This is a genomic window from Pseudomonas sp. GW460-LB5 (genome assembly GCF_059423245.1).
The window spans coordinates 1-19,378 of record NZ_JBWKXT010000025.1 but is presented as its reverse complement, the minus strand read 5'-3'; the positions used below and the strand labels follow the sequence as shown (position 1 = coordinate 19,378).

Annotated in this window: 12 protein-coding genes, 2 pseudogenes and 1 riboswitch; of the genes and pseudogenes, 6 read left to right on the top strand and 8 right to left on the bottom strand. The window is 63.4% G+C overall.

What is annotated here, in order from left to right; all coding sequences use genetic code 11:
• Positions 1-3: 3 nt before the first annotated feature.
• The 4 genes from AC07XM_RS16250 to AC07XM_RS16235 all read right to left on the bottom strand — a co-directional run bounded on the left by AC07XM_RS16250 (position 4) and on the right by AC07XM_RS16235 (position 4,152).
• On the bottom strand, positions 4-1,221 hold the full coding sequence (locus tag AC07XM_RS16250; RefSeq protein WP_016487204.1) for a PucR family transcriptional regulator: 1,218 nt from the start codon (positions 1,219-1,221) through the stop codon (positions 4-6).
• Complete coding sequence (gene codB, locus AC07XM_RS16245) at positions 1,218-2,483, bottom strand: cytosine permease (protein ID WP_102689415.1); 1,266 nt, start codon at positions 2,481-2,483, stop codon at positions 1,218-1,220. Before codB ends, AC07XM_RS16250 begins: the two co-directional genes overlap by 4 nt.
• A gap of 359 nt (positions 2,484-2,842) precedes the next feature.
• On the bottom strand, positions 2,843-3,508 hold the full coding sequence (tenA, locus tag AC07XM_RS16240; protein ID WP_095115368.1) for a thiaminase II: 666 nt from the start codon (positions 3,506-3,508) through the stop codon (positions 2,843-2,845).
• The gene (locus tag AC07XM_RS16235) at positions 3,505-4,152 is read right to left on the bottom strand and encodes a TenA family protein (RefSeq protein ID WP_102689416.1); all 648 of its coding nucleotides are present in this window, start codon (positions 4,150-4,152) and stop codon (positions 3,505-3,507) included. Before AC07XM_RS16235 ends, tenA begins: the two co-directional genes overlap by 4 nt.
• A 78-nt stretch (positions 4,153-4,230) precedes the next feature.
• Positions 4,231-4,345, bottom strand: a riboswitch (TPP riboswitch).
• Between the two features lie 250 nt (positions 4,346-4,595).
• On the opposite strand from AC07XM_RS16235, the gene AC07XM_RS16230 reads away from it, so the two are divergent.
• From AC07XM_RS16230 to AC07XM_RS16215, 4 genes are all read left to right on the top strand, one after another.
• On the top strand, positions 4,596-7,997 hold the full coding sequence (locus AC07XM_RS16230) for an Ig-like domain-containing protein (protein WP_102689417.1): 3,402 nt from the start codon (positions 4,596-4,598) through the stop codon (positions 7,995-7,997).
• 55 nt (positions 7,998-8,052) lie between these two features.
• Positions 8,053-9,036, top strand: a complete 984-nt coding sequence (locus AC07XM_RS16225; RefSeq protein WP_102689418.1) for an SCO family protein — start codon at positions 8,053-8,055, stop codon at positions 9,034-9,036.
• 81 nt (positions 9,037-9,117) lie between these two features.
• On the top strand, positions 9,118-11,442 hold the full coding sequence (locus AC07XM_RS16220) for a putative bifunctional diguanylate cyclase/phosphodiesterase (protein ID WP_102689419.1): 2,325 nt from the start codon (positions 9,118-9,120) through the stop codon (positions 11,440-11,442).
• 97 nt (positions 11,443-11,539) lie between these two features.
• A complete protein-coding gene (locus AC07XM_RS16215; RefSeq protein WP_102689420.1) occupies positions 11,540-12,547 on the top strand; it encodes a site-specific integrase in 1,008 nt (335 codons plus the stop codon).
• Here the strand turns inward: AC07XM_RS16215 and AC07XM_RS16210 are convergent.
• Positions 12,537-13,646, bottom strand: a complete 1,110-nt coding sequence (locus AC07XM_RS16210) for an SMP-30/gluconolactonase/LRE family protein (protein ID WP_224372564.1) — start codon at positions 13,644-13,646, stop codon at positions 12,537-12,539. The two genes, AC07XM_RS16215 and AC07XM_RS16210, sit on opposite strands and share 11 nt — an antisense overlap.
• A gap of 45 nt (positions 13,647-13,691) precedes the next feature.
• Positions 13,692-14,183: pseudogene (locus AC07XM_RS16205) on the bottom strand (SDR family NAD(P)-dependent oxidoreductase); the annotation flags it as partial.
• A 204-nt stretch (positions 14,184-14,387) separates the two neighbouring features.
• Here AC07XM_RS16205 and AC07XM_RS16200 point away from each other — a divergent pair.
• Positions 14,388-15,284 (top strand): annotated as a pseudogene (locus AC07XM_RS16200) (LysR family transcriptional regulator); the annotation flags it as partial.
• 44 nt (positions 15,285-15,328) lie between these two features.
• Here the strand turns inward: AC07XM_RS16200 and AC07XM_RS16195 are convergent.
• Positions 15,329-16,468: a glycerate kinase gene (locus AC07XM_RS16195; protein WP_102689421.1), complete on the bottom strand. Its 1,140-nt coding sequence runs from the start codon at positions 16,466-16,468 to the stop codon at positions 15,329-15,331.
• Positions 16,469-16,692: 224 nt separating this feature from the next.
• Complete coding sequence (locus tag AC07XM_RS16190; RefSeq protein ID WP_016487215.1) at positions 16,693-17,790, bottom strand: sugar diacid recognition domain-containing protein; 1,098 nt, start codon at positions 17,788-17,790, stop codon at positions 16,693-16,695.
• 163 nt (positions 17,791-17,953) lie between these two features.
• Here AC07XM_RS16190 and AC07XM_RS16185 point away from each other — a divergent pair, with 163 nt between their 5' ends.
• Complete coding sequence (locus AC07XM_RS16185; protein ID WP_060517828.1) at positions 17,954-19,282, top strand: MFS transporter; 1,329 nt, start codon at positions 17,954-17,956, stop codon at positions 19,280-19,282.
• Positions 19,283-19,378 lie beyond the last annotated feature (96 nt).

Here is a 19,378-nt window from a genome sequence, read left to right as displayed (position 1 = left end):
CTGTTACTCCTTGCCGTGGGCTTCGCTCATGCGCCATACCAGCATGGCGACCGAAGCATTCATGCGAAAAAGCGGGTCGTCGATGGATTGCCCGCTCAGTTGTTCGATGCGCTGGATGCGCTGATTAATGGTGTTGCGGTGCAGCCCCAGGCGCTGCGCGGCCTTGAGCCCGTTGCCGTTCTCCATGAGCAAGGCGTCGAGGGTGTGCACCAGGGCGTTGGCCTGCTTGCGCCCAGGGGCGATCAACGGGCCGAGCGTACGGCTGACGAAGTCGTCGATCAGCGAGCGGTCGACGATGCCTTGCAGCAGGCGCAGCACCCCCAGTTCGCTGAAGTTGCAATAGCCGTTGGCCGGGCGCAAGTGCTGCGCTACGTCCAAGGCCTGGCGCGCCTCATTGAGGGCTTGACGGTAGTGCGCACAGTCGTCGGCGAGGCTCGACAAGCCCATGTGCAGGCTCAGTTCACCCGTCACTGCCTGCAACTGCCGATAAAGCCCAGCCAAGGTCTCGGGCAAGTCGTGCGCATCGGCCAGCAGTACCACGAACAGATCACCCGGCAGCTGTGCCATCACGCTCCCTGCCCGTTGGCGGCACCAGGCTTGCAGCTGATCTTCCAATGCCTGGCGGGTAGCTTGCCAGGTCCGCTCGCCGTGGCTCAGCCCGTGGCGCTCGAACAAACCATCCACGCCCGCCAGGCGCAAAGCCAGCAAGCGCCGCGGTTCATCCAGTGCCAGTTGCAGATGCGTTGCCCGCTGCCGGGCAATGGCCAGGCTCGGGTAGTCGCCAGTCAGCAACTGGCCGAGGATATCGTGACGCGAGCGGCGTACCTGGCTCATCTGCACCAAGGCCGTGCCGATCAGGTGGGTGACCACGACCATCTTCAGCGCATAGGGCTGCTCGATCAGCGGCAGGCCAAGTTGTTCGGCACGCGCGATGACAGCCGCAGGGACGCACTGGATAAAGCTGCCGCCAGTGAGGATGACCATGCCGGCGATGCCCACTGCGGCACCATCTTCCACCAGGCTGAGGAGGTTGGCCTCGCCGCGCGGGTGGTTGATGCCAGTGACGAACACCAGCTCACCGCCCATTACCCATTCGGCGATACCTTCGTTTTCCGCCACATAGGGCCAGCGTACCCGCCGTTGCAGGTTGCGCGCCCCGGCCAGCACGCGCATATCGTGCAGACCGGGCAAATGCAGAATCTCGTCCAGCGCCAGGCTCACGGCTCGACACCCGCCTGACCCGGAGCCCGGCGGCGTGCGCCAAGTTCGAGGATGACGATGTAGCACAGGGCCGAGGCGCCGATACCCACCAGTGGAGCGACCCACGGCGAGGCGTACGCCAGTACCGCGCCCACGGCATAGGCAAACAGCCCGGTGAGGTTGTAACGTGGCAGGCTTGCCATGCCCAGTGCCGGGTACTTGCCGCGGTGGCGATACCAGAAATCAGCCATGATCACCCCGCCCACCGGTGGAATGATCGAGCCCAGCAGCACCAGGAACGGGATCAGCATTTCGTACATGCCACCCATCGCCAGCACAATGCCCACCCCCGCCGCCACCAGCGTTGCCGTGCGCCGGCGCTCGCTGCGCAACAAATGGCAGGCGGCCGCGGACACGTTGTAGATGGTCGGCCCCTGGATGGTCCACAGGTTCAGGCATAGCATCACCACCGCTGCAAACGACAAACCCTGCAGCATCATTACCTCGACGATATCGGCCTGTTGGTAAACCATCGCGCACCAGGCACCGGCCACCACCATCAGGCCGTTGCCAAGGAGAAATGCCACCACGCTGGCGGTCACCGCCACCCGGCCGCTGCGCGACAGCCGTGTCCAGTTGGTGGCCTGGGTGGCACCACTGGCGAAGGTGCCGAAGACCATGGTCACCGCTGCCGAAAAGGTCATGGTTTCGTGCGGTACCACTGAGGCCAGGCCGGCAAAGCCGCCAACATCGCGGGTGGCAATGTACATCGACACCAGCAGCAGCACGAACATCAATGGCACCGATACTCGCGACAGCACGTCCAGCCCCTTGAAGCCGATGATGGCAGTAATGCTGAAGCCCAGGCCAAACAGCACCATCAACGGTACGCTGAAACCTTCCGCCAGCCCCAACAGTTTGACCAGCACGATCGCCACGGTGGCTGTGCCCCAGGCGTACCAGCCAAGTTCAGCGAAACCCAGCAGAAAGTCCGAAAGCCGACTGCCAGCTTCGCCAAAACAGAAACGCCCCATCAACACGGTGTTCAGCCCGCTGCGCGAGGCGATGAATGCCAACGCAGCGGCATACAAGGCCAGCAGGCTGTTGCCGAGGGCGGCTACCCACAACATGTCGACAAAATTGAAGGCCATGCCCAGCTTGCCGCCGGCGAACATCGTGCCGGTGAAAAAGGTAAAGCTGAACAGGACCATGGCAATCGGCAGCAGGCCTTTGCGGGCAGACTGCGGGGCTTCGCTGAGGGGGAATTCGCTGGGTGAGCTCATTGCACGGGGCTCCGGGTAGTAGTTGGGAGCTGGAAGAGCAATATGCGGGCCGCTTTTTCGAGCCCCGATACCCGTGATCAAATCGGGCAAGCAGCCCAGACATCAATGTGCACTGTGAACATTAAAGTCGCTTTTATGCGCTGTGAAAGTGTGCCGGACGACTTATTTTGAGGCATTCATGCACCAAAGCCGGCTTGGGCTGGGTAGGATTCACCCAGTCGACCAAGCACTTTTGGGCTGCTGCGCAGCCCATCGCCGGCAAGCCAGGCTCCCACAGGTACGGTACAACCCTTCGAGCATTGCGCGGTCTCTGTGGGAGCCCGGCTTGCCGGCGATGGGGCGCAAAGCGGCCCCGGGGACTACGCCACCCCGTCCAGCCCCATCTGCCAGAAGTCCGCCTCCAGGCTGGACGCCTGGCCAAAAATTCCCACCAAATCGGCAAACCGCTGCTCGGTCATGCTCCGCGCCGCCAGCTCATCCAGGTGTTTGCGCGCTGCCGCCGCCACCCCCTGGTAGCCTTCCCCGGCATACTCGCCAATCCACTCGCGGTACGGGTGGTTGCTCAAATCACCAATCTGCTCGGCCAGGGTCCGGCCTATTTCGGCATAGCCAATCACGCAAGGTGCCAGTGCCACGTGCAGCTCCAGCAGGTCGCCGGCAGCGCCACAGTCCAGCACGTAGCGGGTGTATGCCACCGTGGCCTGGTGTTCTGGCGCGGCCTCAATGTCGGCTTGGGTCAGCCCCCAGCGGGCGCACAGGCGCACGTGCAGTTCGGTTTCATCCAGAATTGCCGCCAACCCGGCCTGCGCGGCGCGGATGTCGTCCGGCCGGCGGCTCTTGTAGGCCGCCAGTGCCCAGGCGCGGGCGAACTGGATCAGGAACAGGTAATCCTGCACCAGGTACGTCCGGAACGCGGCCTCGCTCAGCGTGCCCTCTCCCATCTGCCGCACGAAATCATGGTCTACGTAACGGCGCCACTGTTGCGTGGCTGCGGCCTTGAGGCGATCGAAGATATCCATGCTCATTTGCTCTGCGGGTAGATGGCATCGAAGAAGGCCAGTTCCAACGCAACCGTGCGCTGGTAGAAGTCACTGGCCAGTGCGGCGTGCTGCGGGCCGACACGGTCCAGTTCGGCCTGCAGGAAGGCAACGAAGGCCTGGAATGCCGGGTTATCGTGCAGGGTGATCCATTCGGCATGGACGAAGTTGTGCGGCATGGGTTTCGGCGCTTTCAGCGCCCAGTCCAGGTACAGGCCTTCGGCAACGTTGAGTACCGCCAGCGCTGCTGCATAGGAGCGGGTGGCTGCCGCTTCGCGCATGATGGCCTTGAACCCTGCGGTGGGCGCCGTATCGGCCGGCTCACTACGTTGCGCCGGGCTTACATCCAGCGCCTCGAAGGCCCGCAGGAAGTAGGTGTTTTCATCGCTGGAAATCATCCCGGCAAAGCGGCCGAAGCGCAGGCGCGCCTCGAATGTATCGGCGGTGGCGATGGCTGCGCCCAGCAGGGTCAGGAAGCTGTCGAGAAAGCGATGGTCCTGCACCAGATAGTCGACCATGATCGGGTCCGGCAGGCTGCCGTCGCACAATTGGGTCACGAAACGGTGGCCAACGGCCGCCGACCAGGTTGGCTCGCTCTGGCGGCGCAGGGACTGGCTGAAACGTTCGGTCATGATGCTGTCCTTGATGAAGGTGACAGCGAGACCTTGGCAGTTGACATGGACGGGCCTCGCAGTGAGGCCGGCAAAAAGGCAGGTTACAAGCCCCATCCCTTCGCCGGCATGATCCGGATCAGGTTCGAAGGGTCACCGCGCTGCAGCGTTCAGCGGTTTCTCAGCCCTTTGCCGGGCTCCCCTTGGTAGCCCACACATATACCGCAGCGCGCCGGGTGTGTCACGCCCCAATCCACCCATCCAGCGGGCATTGGGTCCCCGCCAGTGGGGACTTATACCCATTCTTGACGCCCCGTCATTTAGCGCACCTCAGGTACCACAAGGATTTGTTTAACAAAGCATTACTGAAACAGTTGTTGGCACAGCCGTTGCTCAGGGCCTTTTATCGGGCAAAACGCCATTGATGGCTTAGAGCCATGCAGCCGCGAGCGAGGCACAAGGCAATGAGAACACATGCCGTGATCCACCCTGTTAGGTACGCATTCCAGCTTTCTTCAGTCACTGCGCTGATGGTCAGCCTCGGGCTGATCACGGTCATGGCCTCGCCCCTTGACGACAACAGTCAGCCGCCGCCGACCGACCCGTCGGCCTACACCGAGCAACCGGCTGACCCGACCCCGGCCTTGCTCAACCTCAGTACCTTGCCCGAAGCCAACGAAGGCGCGCTGGAGCTGGTCGATGGCGCGCACGGCGACCGCGATACAGTGCGGATAGACAACGTGCTGCCGCCTGCACTGCAAACCTCGGACAGGTACCCCACCAACGGCAAACCCAGCCCACTGTTCGGAGCCCAACCCTTCACCCAGCAATTGTTGCTGTTCGAAGAATTCGGGCCAGAGAAGCTCGACCCGACCACGCCGGCGCCGGCGCCGGAGCTTACCTTTCCCGTCCCCACCCTCGGCGCGGCCCCGGCGCAGGACCCCAACGTCGTCGCGCGCAGCGGGCCAAGTGGTACGGCCCTGGAAGCGTTCCTCAAGCAGCCCGGCCTGTATCCGTACCCGAGCCAGTACGCCAATGTGCTGGACCGCAACCCCTGGAAGGCGCAGATCGAAATGTTCCTCAACCGCCAGCCGGTCGGCTCGCCTGCTGAAGGCCGGCCACCAGGAAAAGCCTGGTCGCACCAGCGTTGGAACGAGTTCTACCCGCAGGCGGCGTTCAAGACCGCCCAGGCCGGGGCGCGTATCAACCTCGGTCTGCGTGATCGCAAACAGCTGCATAACTATGCGTCTGGCGAGTTTGCACCCGGCGGCCTGTACTACCAGACCTCCGACATCCCCACTACGCTGGGCACCACCAAGGGCATTGACACGCGCTTTCACCCGAATATGCCCTTGCAGAACCACAAATCACTGTGGACATTCGACGGCACCTTCCCGCCCAAACTGCTGATGGTACGTTACGGCCAGCCGATCCTGATGCGCCATTACAACGCCTTGCCCATCGACCCCTCGGCCAACGGTGGCTTTGGCCTGCACACCATCTCGACGCACGAGCACAATGGCCACTCCCCGGCAGAGAGCGATGGCTTCGCCAACGCCTACTTCTTCCCGGGGCAGTACTACGACTACCGCTGGCCAGTGCAACTGGCCGGCTACGACACCATCAACACCCGTGCCCAGGATCCGCGGGCAGCCTTCCCCTGCTCACCGGGCGAAACCCTGTTCGTCAACGACGGCACGCCGGGCCTGAAAGCCTGCCAGAACGGCAGCATCAAGATTCGCGGCGACTGGCGTGAAACCATGAGCACCCACTGGTTCCACGACCACATGATGGATTTCACGGCACAGAACGTCTACAAGGGCAACGCCGTGATGATGAACTACTACAGCGCCCTGGACCGCGGTAACGAGGCGCTGCAGGATGGCGTCAACCTGCGCTTCCCCAGTGGCTCCGGCATGCCATGGGGTAACCGTGACTACGACGTCAACCTGGTGATTGCCGACAAGGCCTGGGATGCCAACGGCCAGCTGTGGTTCAACCCGTTCAACACCGATGGCTTCCTCGGTGACCAGATTCTGGTCAACTGGCAGTACCAGCCCAGGCTCAAGGTGCGGGCGCGCAGCTACCGCTTCCGCATCCTCAACGGCTCGGTGTCGCGCTATTTCAAGTTTGCCGTGGTGCGGGAAATTGCCGGTACCAGTGGGGAGTTCAAAGGCCCCTCCGGCTCCAACCTGTCGTATGCCCGGGTGCCGTTCCACATGATCGCCAACGACGGCAACATCATGGAACACGCCGTGCCCTTCGACGGGACCATGGACCTGAACGGCGACGGCAACCTGCAGGACAACCATGGCATCCTGCCGCTGCAAGGCATCGCCGAGCGCTACGACATCATCATCAACTTTGCCAAGAATGGCATCAAGGCAGGCGACAAGCTGTACTTCGTCAACCTGGAAGAGCATCGCACCGGCAAGGGCCCTGAAGGTACGATTTCGCTGGCCGACGTGCTGTCGGAAAAGTACAAAGCCGTGATCAAGCAGACCAACAAAGGCCCGCAGTGGGACAAAGGCGACCCAGCAGTCGGCAAGTTTCTGCAACTGCTGGTGCAGCCCTACACCGGCCAGGACCTGAGCATGGACCCGGTGGCCTACGAGCCCGCCAAGCCAGGCAAGGCCGCAGGCCTGAAAATGCTGCCACTGCCCATTGACCGCAACGCCGCGACCGACCAGGCCAGACTCAAGGATGCCCGCCACCGCGCGTTCATCTTTGGCCGCTCCGACGGTACCGACACCAGCCCGTGGACCATCAAGACCGATGGCGGCTTCGGTTACAGCATGGACCCACGACGCATCAGTGCGGCACCGCAACTGGCCAACCAGTCCACCGACGGTGGGTTCAGCGGCGACGGCACCCTGGAGGTGTGGAAAATCGTAAACGGCGGCAATGGCTGGAGCCACCCGGTGCACGTGCATTTCGAGGAAGGCGTGATTCTTAGCCGCGACGGCAAGGCGCCACCGGAATGGGAAAAATGGGCGCGCAAAGACGTGTACCGGATCGGGCCAGAAGCCGATTCTTCGGGAGAGGTGGAAATGGCCATCCGCTTCCGCGAGTTCGCCGGCACCTACATGGAGCACTGCCACAACACCCAGCATGAAGACTCGTCCATGCTGCTGCGCTGGGACATCGAGCACCCGGGGCAGTTCCAGGTGATGCCAACCCCGCTGCCAGGCTGGGATGGCGTGCAATACATGGCTTCGGTCGGCCTGCCGACCTTCCGTACCAAAGGCCATGACGACACCGATGACCCGGCCAACAAGCCCCCCGTCGCAGCCAATGACAGTGCAGCGACTACCGCTGGCAAACCTATCACCCTGAACGTGCTCGCCAACGACTCCGACCCGGACGGCAACGTACCGCTGACCGTGACCGGTCTCACCCAGCCGGACTCCGGTCAGGGTACCGTCAGCACCGACGGCACCCTGGTGAATTACACCCCACCTGCCACGTTCGCCACACCGTTCACTGCCAGCTTCAACTACACGGCGCGCGATGCCAAGGGGGCCGAGTCGCTGACCCCGGCCACAGTCAGCATCGCTGTGACTGCGGCGGCGGCGGTCGACCAGATCCAGGTCAGCAGTGCCACGGTGCAGGTGCGCAGTGGCAACCGCTTCACCTGGGATGTGCAGGGGACGACCACGGTCGCCACGGGCAACAGCATCAGTGTGACTGCGGCAACCACCGGCGGCCCGGTAAGCCTGGGCAACGCCACGCTGACGGCCGCTACTACGGGCGCCCGCTGGCGGGTGTCTGTGACCACTACCGGCTTTGGCCCGGCCACACCCGCGACAGTTACCGTGAAATCGACGCTGGGGCAAACGGTGACAGCGCCAGTCAAATACCAGTGAGTGCAATGCAGGGGTCGCTGTGCGGCCCCTTTTACCCAACAACGAGGATCGCATCATGCCCGGCTCATGGCGTTTCCTGCTGGTGCTCGCGGTATTCGCCGCCAGCATTCCGTTATGGCCACTGCAGCCGCAACAACCGTTGGCCGAAGAAACCGCAAGCCCTTGGGGCGCCGGCTACTTCCCGAATATCCCGCTGCTTACCCAGGACGGCGAGAAGGTGCATTTCTTCGACGACCTGATCAAGGACAAGGTAGTCGCCATCAACTTCATCTTCACCGGCTGCTCCGACTCCTGCCCGGTGGAAACCGCGCGCTTGCGCCAGGTGCAGAAGATTCTGGGGGACCGGGTCGGCAAGGACGTTTACTTCTATTCCATCAGCATCGACCCCTACAACGACACCCCAGCTACCCTCAAGCGCTACGCCGAAAAATTCGGCATCGGCCCTGGCTGGACGCTGCTCACCGGCGAGCCCGACGACATCGAGCAATTGCGCCGTAGCCTGGGGCTGTGGATCGAAGGCCTGGAAAACGGCCGTTCCAGAGACCACAACCTGAGCCTTATCATCGGCAACCAGGCCACCGGCCGCTGGATGAAAGCCTCGCCCTTCGAAAGCCCGTACATTCTCGCGGACCGGCTGGGCAACAGCCTGCACAACTGGAAGCAGGCCAGCGCCATGAGCAATGACTACGCCCAGGCCCCCGAGATACGGCCACCCAGCAGTGGTGAGCAAATCTTCCGCACCCGCTGCTCCTCCTGCCACCCCCTGGGTAACACCGAGCCAGGGCAGCCCGGTATTGGCCCGGACCTGCTGGGGGTGACCCGACAGCGTGACGCCAGCTGGCTGACCCGCTGGTTGAAGGCGCCCGACCAGATGCTCGCAGAGAAAGACCCCTTGGCCATGCTGCTGTACGAGCAGTACAACCGGCTGGCCATGCCCAACATGCGCCTGGGCGATGCCGAAATCAGCGCACTGATGAGCTACATCGAGGAAGAAACCGCACGCCTGCAGGCGCCCCTGGCACATACAGGAAACCCTTAAAGGCAATTAGCCATTAGTCATCAACCTGTCACCTCCTTGTCGTATTTTTGGAGCATCACCCAGGGTCGGGAACTATCAGCAGTGATACGCCGTTCGCTTTCCTCCGCCAGCCTCCTGCGACTGCTGATCTTGATGCTGTGTGCCGCCACCCTCGCCTTTCTGTGGGGGCTGCACATGACGCAGAAAGCCGCTGCCCGCCAGGACGCGTTGTCGGCCAAGGCCGCCGAGCACTTGAACCTGGCCAGTATCGTGGGCGAAAGCCTGCGCCAGTTGGTCGACCGCGCCCAGGCCGTTGGCCGGGTCACCCAGGACGACATGAAAGTGCTGCGCCAGGGCAATTTCAGCCTGGCGCGGATACTGGCCGAAGACCCGGTGTTCAAGCGCATGAGCCTTTACGACCGGCAAGGCCGGCTGTTGTCAGCCAGCCATACCGACGAAGCCACCGCGCTGCCCGAGGATTGGTTACGCCAGCTGCAAAGGCACGTAGCCCGTTATGGATTCAAGCCCTTTCTACCCAACGTGCAGCCGCCGGGCCAGCAGGCCGGCCTGCCCGACTGGCGGGTGCCCTTTCTGCTGCCGTTGACCGACCTGCCCGGCCGCGAAATCGAAAACATCCTGGTTGTACAACTGGACATCGGCTACCTGGCGGTGCTGTTTCAGCATATCGATCTGGGGAGCAGCGGGCTGGTGCGCCTGCTGCAGGATGACGGCCTGGAGCGGCTGCGCATAGACACCAGCGGCGTGGTGGGCGCCGGCGATGTGTTGCTGCCAGAACTGCCAGATACCGGTAGCAACACTGGCCTGCTCACCCAATACGCGGCCGGCGGTGCGTACCAGAGCCTCTACCGACATGTGCCAGAGCGCGGGTTCAGCGTAGTGGTCAGCCAGCGCCAGGAGGACATCCTCGCAGCTTCGGCCCTGGCCTATTCCCGACAATTCTGGTTGAACCTGAGCATGACGCTGATGATCATCGCCAGCCTGCTATGGACCTTGCGCCTTTTGCGCAAGCGCCAGGAGGCCTTCAGCGCACTGGAGCATGCCCAGCAGGTAAACCAGCAACTTATCGGCCGTCTTGAGGACGAACACCGGCGCAGCAGCCATGCCGCCGCCACCGACCACCTCAGCGGGCTGCACAACCGCCGCCAGTTCGTCGAGGTGGCCGGCCAGGCGCTGACCCGCCAGCGTGGCAAGCGCCAGTTGATGGCGATCCTGTTCATCGACATGGACCGCTTCAAGTCGATCAACGATTCGCTCGGGCACAAGATCGGCGACCTCCTGCTACAGGCCGTGGCCGGGCGCATCCAGCGTTTGCTGGAGCCCGGCGACGAGGCTTCGCGCTTTGGCGGCGACGAATTTGTGGTGTTGCTGGCGGGCGAACGCAGCGAAGACCAGATCAATGCCTGGGTCCGTGAGCTGGTCCAGCGGTTGTCGGCCACCTATGCCCTTGACGGCCAGGAGGTCAACACCAGCCCAAGCGTGGGCGTGAGCATCTGCCCGCGCGATGGCCAGGACATCGACAGCTTGATCCGCAGTGCCGACGCCGCGATGTATTCAGCCAAACAGGCCGGTCGGGCCCAGTACCGCTTCTTCGACGCCTCGCTGAACCTGGCCGACATCCAGGCCTTCACCCTCGAACAGGCGTTCGGCAGCGCCTTGGCCGAGCGCCGATTCGTGCTGCACTACCAGCCGCAAATCCGCCTCGACACCCAACAGGTACTGGGCTATGAAGCGCTGGTGCGTTGGGACCACCCCGAATTTGGCCTGCTGTACCCGGACCGCTTCATCGACCTGGCAGAGCGCAGCGGCTTTATTGTCGAGCTGGGCTGGGAGGTGTTGCGCCTGGCCTGTGAGGCTTTGGCGGGCTGGGACGCCCAAGGCCGGGGAACGCGACTGGCCGTCAATGTATCCGCCCTGCAACTGCGCCAAGGCGATTTCGCTTCGCGGCTGCTGAGCGAACTGCAACGGTATGCCATTGCCCCGCAGCGGCTGGAGCTGGAAATTACCGAAACCACCATTCTCGACCCCGAAGGTACGGCCGTGGCGCACCTTCACAGACTGCGCGGCGCGGGCCTGGGCATCAGCCTGGATGACTTCGGCCGCGGCTACGCCGGCTTCGCCCATCTGCATTCGCTGCCATTGAGCAAGCTGAAGATCGATCGATCGCTGATCGCGCCACTGTCCAACAGCCCTGATGACAGCCCGATCGTGTCCTCCACCATCATCCTGGCCAAGCGCCTGGGCCTGGAAGTGGTCGCCGAAGGCGTGGAAACCCGCGAACAGGTGGTGTGCCTCAAGCTCGCCGGTTGTGATATCGCCCAGGGTTACCACTTCAGTCGGCCACTGTCGCCGGCGCAGTTGCACGAATATCCGCCTTTCAATGGCGTCGAGGAGAAAGCATGCGTGTAATGCGCACACCGGCGCTGACCCGCGGTGCTGGCCAGGCCGACTATGGTTGCCCCACTGACCCCAGCTGACGCGTTGCGCCTACAGAAACCGCGCTGGCATGCAATATCCCTTGATTCGGTTTATCGTGTACCCATCACCCACCGACACCCGCACCATGACCGATATCGAGCGCTACCTTCGCGCCGCCACCCGTGACAACACCCGGCGCAGCTACCAGGCTGCCATCGAACACTTTGAATCCCACTGGGGCGGTTTTCTGCCGGCCACCGCCGAGAGTATTGCCCGCTACCTGGTCGACCACGCCGACCAGCATGCTGTCAGCACCCTGCGCCAGCGCCTGGCTGCGCTCAGCCAGTGGCACGTCGCCCAAGGCTTCCCCGACCCGACCAAGGCGCCGCTGGTGCGCCAGGTGCTCCGCGGTATCCGCACCCTGCACCCGACGCCGCCCAAGCAGGCAGCCCCGCTGTTGTTGCAGCACCTGCAAACTGCGGTGAGCTGTTTCGAAGAGGAGGCCCGCCAGGCACGTGAACATCACGACCTGGCCGCCCTGCGCCGGGCCCGCCGTGACAGTGCGCTGCTGTTGCTGGGTTTCTGGCGTGGCTTTCGTGGTGATGAACTGGCGCGCCTGCGCATCGAGCATATCCAGGCTGAAGCCGGTGTCGGTATCACGTTGTTCCTGCCGCGCAGCAAGGGCGACCGAGAAGCCCTGGGCGTGCAACATCGCACCCCTGCCCTGAAAGCCTTGTGCCCGGTCACGGCCTACCTGCAATGGCTGGAGGTCGCCGGTATTGCCCATGGGCCGGTGTTCCGCAAGCTCGACCGCTGGGGCAACCTCGGTGACAGCGCGCTCAACAGCAACAGCCTGGTCGGCCTGCTGCGGCGCATGCTGGAGCGTGCCGGGGTTCCGGCGGCGTTGTATACCGGCCACTCGTTACGGCGTGGCTTCGCCACCTGGGCAACCGCCAATGGCTGGGAACTGAAGTCGCTGATGAGCTATGTGGGTTGGAAAGACGCCAAGTCGGCCTTGCGCTATATCGACTCGGCCCAGCGCTTTGGCGAATTGGCCGTTTTACCGGCCAGCCAGACGCCACGGCTTATTCCTTGAAGCTGTGCCGGGCAACGCCGCCAGTTTCCGGGCGAATGGCATACAGGTCGCCCGCATCGGGATAATGGTGCAGTTCTTCGGGGTTCATGTCGAATCGCGCGGTACTGATGTACAAGGTGTTCAAACCGGGCCCGCCAAAGCAGCAACTGGTGGGGCATGGCACCGGCATCAACACCTGGTCGGTCAGGTGGCCGTGGCGGTCATAACGCAGCAGGCAGCTGCCATGGTACTGGCACACCCACAGCCCGCCTTCGCGGTCCAGGGCCAGACCATCCGGCCGCCCCAGTTCGGCCGGGGTTTCGGCAAACAGCGTGACCGCGCCAAGCCGGCCTTCGACGAGGTACTCGGCGCGGTAGATGGCACGCGCCGCCGAATCGACGAAGTACACCGTATGGCCGTCCTGCGACCAGGCCAGGCCGGTGGGCAACGCCATGTCGTCATGGATCACCTGGTCGCTCAACTGCCCGTCGAAGCGGAACAGTGCCCCGGTATTGCCGCTGGGTACTTCGTCCATCAGGCCAGTTACGAAGCGGCCTTGCGGGTCGCAAGCACCGTCGTTGAAACGGTAGGTCGAACGCGGATGGACTGATGCCGAATGCTGGCTCACCTTGCGCGCCGGCACGTCGAAGATAGCCACACTGGCGTCTTCGGTAAAAATCAGGTTACCCCGGTCGGTCAACGCCAGCGCGCCAATGCGCGCGGCTGACGCGTAAAGGGTGTGGACGTCGCCATCGGCTGTCAGGCAGTTGATGCGCCCGCCAGAAATATCGACGAAGTACAACGCGCCGGTGCGCTCATCCCAGACCAGGCTTTCGCCCAGGTCCGCGCACGTGTTGGCGACTTTGACCGGCACGTAGTTGCATTCCTTGATGCGGTTCCAGCGTTCGGCCACTTGCGCGAGGTCAGCGGCCTGCACACGGCCCAGGTCCCGGGGGTAGCTGACGCCGCTGTTTTCGTTAAAGCGGGTGGCGGTGAACTGGCCGTTGCTGGCGCGCAAGATGTAGCCGGTGTCATGGCACAGCGCACTGGCCAGGTACAGCACGCCGGGCGTGACCCACTCGGGTTTCAGTTCTTCTGGCGGTTGGCTGATGCCCCACATGCGGGTTTTCGCGACCGGTGAAATGGCATTGACCAGGATGCCGTGCTCCTGGCCCTCCATGCTCAGGGCGTTCATGATGCCGACCTGGGCCATCTTGCCGGCGGCATAGGCCACCAGGCCAGGCTGCGCATAGCGCTGGTACATGGCCCGGTCCGAGGTCGTCAGCACTACCCGCGGCGCTGCGGAGCGCTTGAGGTGCGGCCAGGCATGCTTGGCCAGCCACACGGGCGCCTGCACATTGATGCCCAGCGCTCGTTGCAGAAAGGCGGCTTCCTGATCCTCGATACGCTGGTAGTCGACCCAGCCGGCATTGTGAATGAGGATATCCAGCGCACCGAAATGCTCGATAGCCAGCGCGATCAGTTGCTTGCAGGTGCCCTCGTTCTCCAGTTGGCCGGCGTGTCCAACCACAGCAAAACCTTTGCCTCGCATGGCCGTCAGTGCATGTTCGAGCGCCGAGGCGTCCTGGCCTTGCCCGGATCTGTCGGTGCCCAAATCGCTGATGACTACACGCGCGCCGCGCTCGGCCAACGCCATGGCATAGGCAAGGCCAAGGCCTTGTGCGGCACCGGTGATGACCGCAACTTTGTTATGGAAAGGCTTTGTAACGGGCATTTCAGACCACCTTCAATTCTCCTTTTTACGATATCAACAATCAAATCTATGACTTAATATTAAAAGCATGCACGTTTGATATCTCCTGGATATCACCGCCAACTGGCCATGCTGCAGGAATGCTGAATGATCGAAACACGTTTGCTCAGGCAGTTCATCGCTGTGGCCGAAGAATTGCACTTTCACAAGGCCGCCGAGCGCCTGCACATGGCGCAACCGCCGCTGAGCCAGGCCATCAACCGCCTTGAAGAAAAACTGGGTTTCAGCCTGCTGCTGCGTAACAAGCGCGGGGTGCGCCTGACCGCCGCGGGTGCAGCGTTTCTCGACGCGTCTTACCGCACGCTGGCTGAGCTGGAAAAGGGGATCGAGTACGCCCGTAATGTATCTGCAGGGGTCAGCGGCAAGCTGACCATCACGGCCATTTCCATCGCCTATTACGACTCGCTACTTGGCAGCTTGCGCCGTTTTCGCGAGACTTACCCGAACGTGCAGTTGACCATTCGCGAGATGCCATCCGCGTCGCAGGCCAAGGCTTTGCTGGCCGGTGAGGCGGATATCGGCTTCATGCGCAGGCTGCCGCTGCCGGCTGGCACCCTTGAAGCACGGTTGTTGCTTGATGAGCAGATCGTCATGGCCATGCCCGCCAGCCACGCCAAGGCGCAACAGCGGGAAGTCGACCTGCGCGAGTTTGCCGATGAGGATTTCGTATTCACCCCGCAAGCCTTGGGCGGTGGCTATCACGCGCAGTTGATCGCGCTGTGCGAGGCGGCGGGTTTTCATCCCAAGGTCGTGCAGGAGGCGGCGCAGATCCATACACTGCTGGGCCTGGTGGCATGCGGTTTTGGCGTGGCCCTTGTACCGGCCTCGTTCGTTGGCTCAACCCCGCGCGAACGCGTGCAGTTTTGCCCGATCCGCCCTATCGATGAGCAACCCGCCCCCGGGATCGGCCTGTACATGAAATGGAACGCCCAGAACGCTTCGCCAGCACTGGCCAACTTCATTGCCATGTTCGAGACGCAGGAGAGAAGCTTTTGCAGGAGCGGCCTAGTGTCGCTCCTACACGATGTTCATGTTCGCTTTGCAACGTGCCACAGCCGACCAATGTCACAAGCCCGCGCCTGCAGCAGCTGCGCAGCATCGGCACAAGCCTGCTCCAGGCTCATCGGCCCGCTGGCCAACGCAAATGCAGCATCGACCCCATGGGCATACAACTGCTGATAACCCTCACCCAAGGTCCCGGCCAGCACCACCACCGGCACGCCATGACGCTTGGCTACCCGGGCCACCCCCATCGGCGTCTTGCCTCGCAGTGTCTGGGCATCGAAACGGCCTTCACCAGTCACCACCAGATCTGCCCCCTGCACCAATGCATCGAGGCCGGCCAGCTCGGCCACTACCTCCACCCCAGGGCGGAACTGTGCGCCCATGAAGGCCCGCGCCGCGAAGCCCATGCCACCGGCGGCGCCACACCCTGGGTAATCGCGCACGTCCTCACCCAGTAGCTGTGCGCAATGGTCGGCAAAATGGCCCAGCGCCTGGTCCAGCGCCTGCACCTGCTGCGGGTTGGCCCCCTTCTGCGGGCCGAAGATCGCCGAAGCGCCGTTGACGCCGCACAGCGGGTTGTCGACGTCGGCCGCCACTTCAAATTGCACTTCGGCGAGCCGTGGGTCGAGGTCGCTGGCGTCGATGCGGGCCAGCTTGGCCAGGGCCAGGCCGCCCTCTTCCAGCGCTTGCCCATCCGCATCCAGCAGGCGCAGGCCGAGTGCACGCAACATACCGCTGCCGGCATCGTTGGTGGCACTGCCGCCGATGGCCAGCACTACCCGTTGCGCACCGGCGGCAAGGGCTGCGGCAATCAGCTCGCCGGTGCCCCAGGTGCTGCTGCGGCAAGCATCGCGCTGGCCGGTTGGTACCAGTTGCAGGCCACTGGCCTGGGCCATTTCAATGATTGCCGTGCGGCTTTCTGGCAACCATCCCCAGCCGGCCTCCACGGTTTGCCCCAGTGGCCCGCGCACAGCCTGGCGGCGCAGTTCGCCGTGGCTGGCGGCCAGGATTGCCTCCATGGTGCCCTCGCCGCCGTCGGCCATCGGGCACTCAACCAGTTCAGCGCCCGGCCATGCTGCACGCAGGCCTGCGGCGATGGCGCGGGCGACACCGGCAGCGTCGAGGCTGTCCTTGAACGAGTCGGGGGCGATGACGATCTTCATGGGGATTCTCCTGTCCTGATGAGCGGCATGCTGACAGCTGTTCGGCAAAGGGGCCTCGGTCAAATGCACAAAACGCCGGACGGGTTGTTTGGGCGGATGCCTTCGTAACTGCTTTCCGGCCTTGTAGGAGCAGCCTTGTGCTGCGAAGAGGCCCGCATGGTCGGAGCGGTTTTTCGCCCTGAGCGGCCCTTTCGCAGCACAAGGCTGCGCCTACGGGAATCGCGTCAATCTGCTGGCAACAGCTGCAACCCCAGATACAAACTAAGCATCCCTTCCATGCGTAGCGGGTCGACCTCGCCCAGCTCGGCAATCCGCTCCAGGCGGTAGCGCAGGCTGTTGCGGTGGATACCCAGGGCATCGGCACAGGCCTGGCTCTGACCGTCGTGGGCACACCAGGCACGCAGGGTGGTGAGCAACTGCCCGCTGTTGTCCCTGGCGCGAATGCGCTGCAGCGGCTCCAGCAGCTCATCCAGCGCGTCATCATTGCGGTGGCGCCACAACAGCGCCGGCAGCCTGTAGCGCTGCAGGCTGAGCAAGCGCTCGGTGGGCAATACCTCGCGGCCATAGGCCAGCAAGTCACGTACCCGGCGGTAGCCCCGGCGCAGCTGCTCCAGGCTTTGCGCGGCACTGCCCAAGGCCAGCCGCTCCACGTCCCAGCCATGGCGTTGCAGGCGCTCCAGCAGGCGCGATTCATCCAGTGCCACACCGGCTGGCCGGCACCATAGCAATGACTGGCGGGCCGGGCTGACACACCAGCTGTCCGGGTACCGGCTCATCAACCACGCCGACAACGCCTCGGCAGGGGGCCCCGAGGCCAGCTCGAACAGGCCCGGCACCCGTGGCAGTTGAGGCTTCAGGCCCAACTGCCGGGCTTCGTCGAGCAGCCGAGGTGAATCACCGCTACCACCCAGCAACAACGCCAGCAGATCATCGCAGCGCTGCCGTCGCCATTGCTGATCAGCCTGTAAGTGGCGCTGGGCCAACAGCATCTCGGCGGTCATGCGTACCAGCTCCCCATAGGTGCGCACCTGCTGCGGGTCACCGGTCAGGCCCAGTACGCCCATCAGCCGGCCATCGAGCATCAGTGGCAAGTTCACCCCGGGCTGCACGCCCTTCAGGCATTTGGCAGCGTCGGTATCCAGCTCGACAATTCGGCCGTTGGCCAAAACCAGTTGCGCCCCTTCGTGGCGGGTGTTGATGCGCTCCGGTTCGCCGCTGCCCAGGATCAAGCCCTGGCTGTCCATGACATTGACGTTGCACGGCAAGATGGCCATCGCCCGGTCAACGATATCCTGCGCCAGGTCATGGTCGAGTTCGAACATTGCGTGGTCCTTTAGGGGTTAGGCTTTTGGGCTCGGGCACAGCAGCCTGAACCAGGCACTGTGCAAAAGCACAAAGACAGGCTAGCCGCAGTCCCCGAGACTCGTCAGAGCGAGCGCCGGAACAGGCGACGCGGCAAAAACCATAACAACAGAGAACCCGATCATGGCACACAGCCCAGCCCCTGACCAAGGCACGGACATCACCCGCAACGCGCTGTACCGGCGCATCACCCTGCGGCTGATTCCGTTCATTTTCATCTGCTACCTGTTCAACTACCTGGACCGCGTCAACGTCGGCTTTGCCAAGCTGCAAATGCTCGACGCCCTGAAATTCAGCGAAACAGTGTACGGCCTTGGCGCCGGCATCTTCTTCATTGGTTATGTGCTCTGCGGCCTGCCAAGCAACCTGGCACTCAACCGCTTTGGCCCGCGGCGCTGGATTGCGCTGATGATGATTGCCTGGGGCAGCCTGTCCACCTGCCTGCTGTTCGTCACTACCCCGACCGAATTCTACGCCCTGCGGCTACTGACCGGCGCTGCCGAAGCAGGCTTCTTCCCGGGCGTGGTGCTGTACCTTTCGCGCTGGTTCCCGGCCGCCCGTCGCGGACGCATCATGGCCCTGTTCATGTCGGCGATCCCGGTGTCGGGCCTGCTCGGCGGGCCGTTTTCCGGCTGGATCCTCCAGCACTTCGCCGCCGGCCAGCATGGCTTGGCCGGCTGGCAATGGATGTTCCTGATCCAGGGCCTGCCCACTGTTGCCCTCGGGGTGCTGGCCGTGTTCCTGCTCAGCGATAGCTACCAGAAAGCTGCCTGGCTAAGCCCGGCCGAACGCCAGATGATCGCCACCGACCTGGAGGCCGACGCAGCAAGCAAGCCCGCCACCACCGGCGAGGGTGTGCTCGCGGTGCTGACCCACCCACTGATCTGGACCTTTGGTTTTATCTACTTCTGTATCCAGAGTGGTGTCTACGCGATCAACTTCTGGCTGCCGTCGATCATCAAGAGCATGGGCTTCGACAACCCGCTGCTGATCGGCTGGCTCAGCGCGATCCCGTACCTGTTGGCCGGTGTGTTCATGATCCTTTGCGGCCGCTCGGCGGACCTGCGCAACGAGCGCCGCTGGCACCTGGTGGTGCCGATGCTGATGGGTGCCGTTGGCCTGCTGATTGCGGTGAACTTCGCCGGCAACCCGGCCGTTGCCATTCTAGGCCTGTCCATCGCCACCATGGGCGCGCTGACCGGCCTGCCGATGTTCTGGCCCATGCCTACCACGCTGCTCAGCGCCGGCACAGCAGTCGCTGGCCTGGCGATCATCAACTCCGTGGGCCAGATGGCAGGCTTCCTCAGCCCGTATCTGGTGGGGTTTATCAAGGATCAGACCGGCTCCACCGACGCCGCACTGTACTCGCTGGCAGCGCTGATCGTGCTGGGTAGCCTGGTGGCCCTGCGTGTCACACGGGCAGGTGCGCTGAGTTCTGCACGGGCCAGTTGAACCTGTTCTCATAGAACAACGTAGTGATTTGGCGTCAACTTGTGGGAGCAACTGTCTTCTTGTGGAAGCTGGCCTTGCCGGCGATGGGGCGCGTAG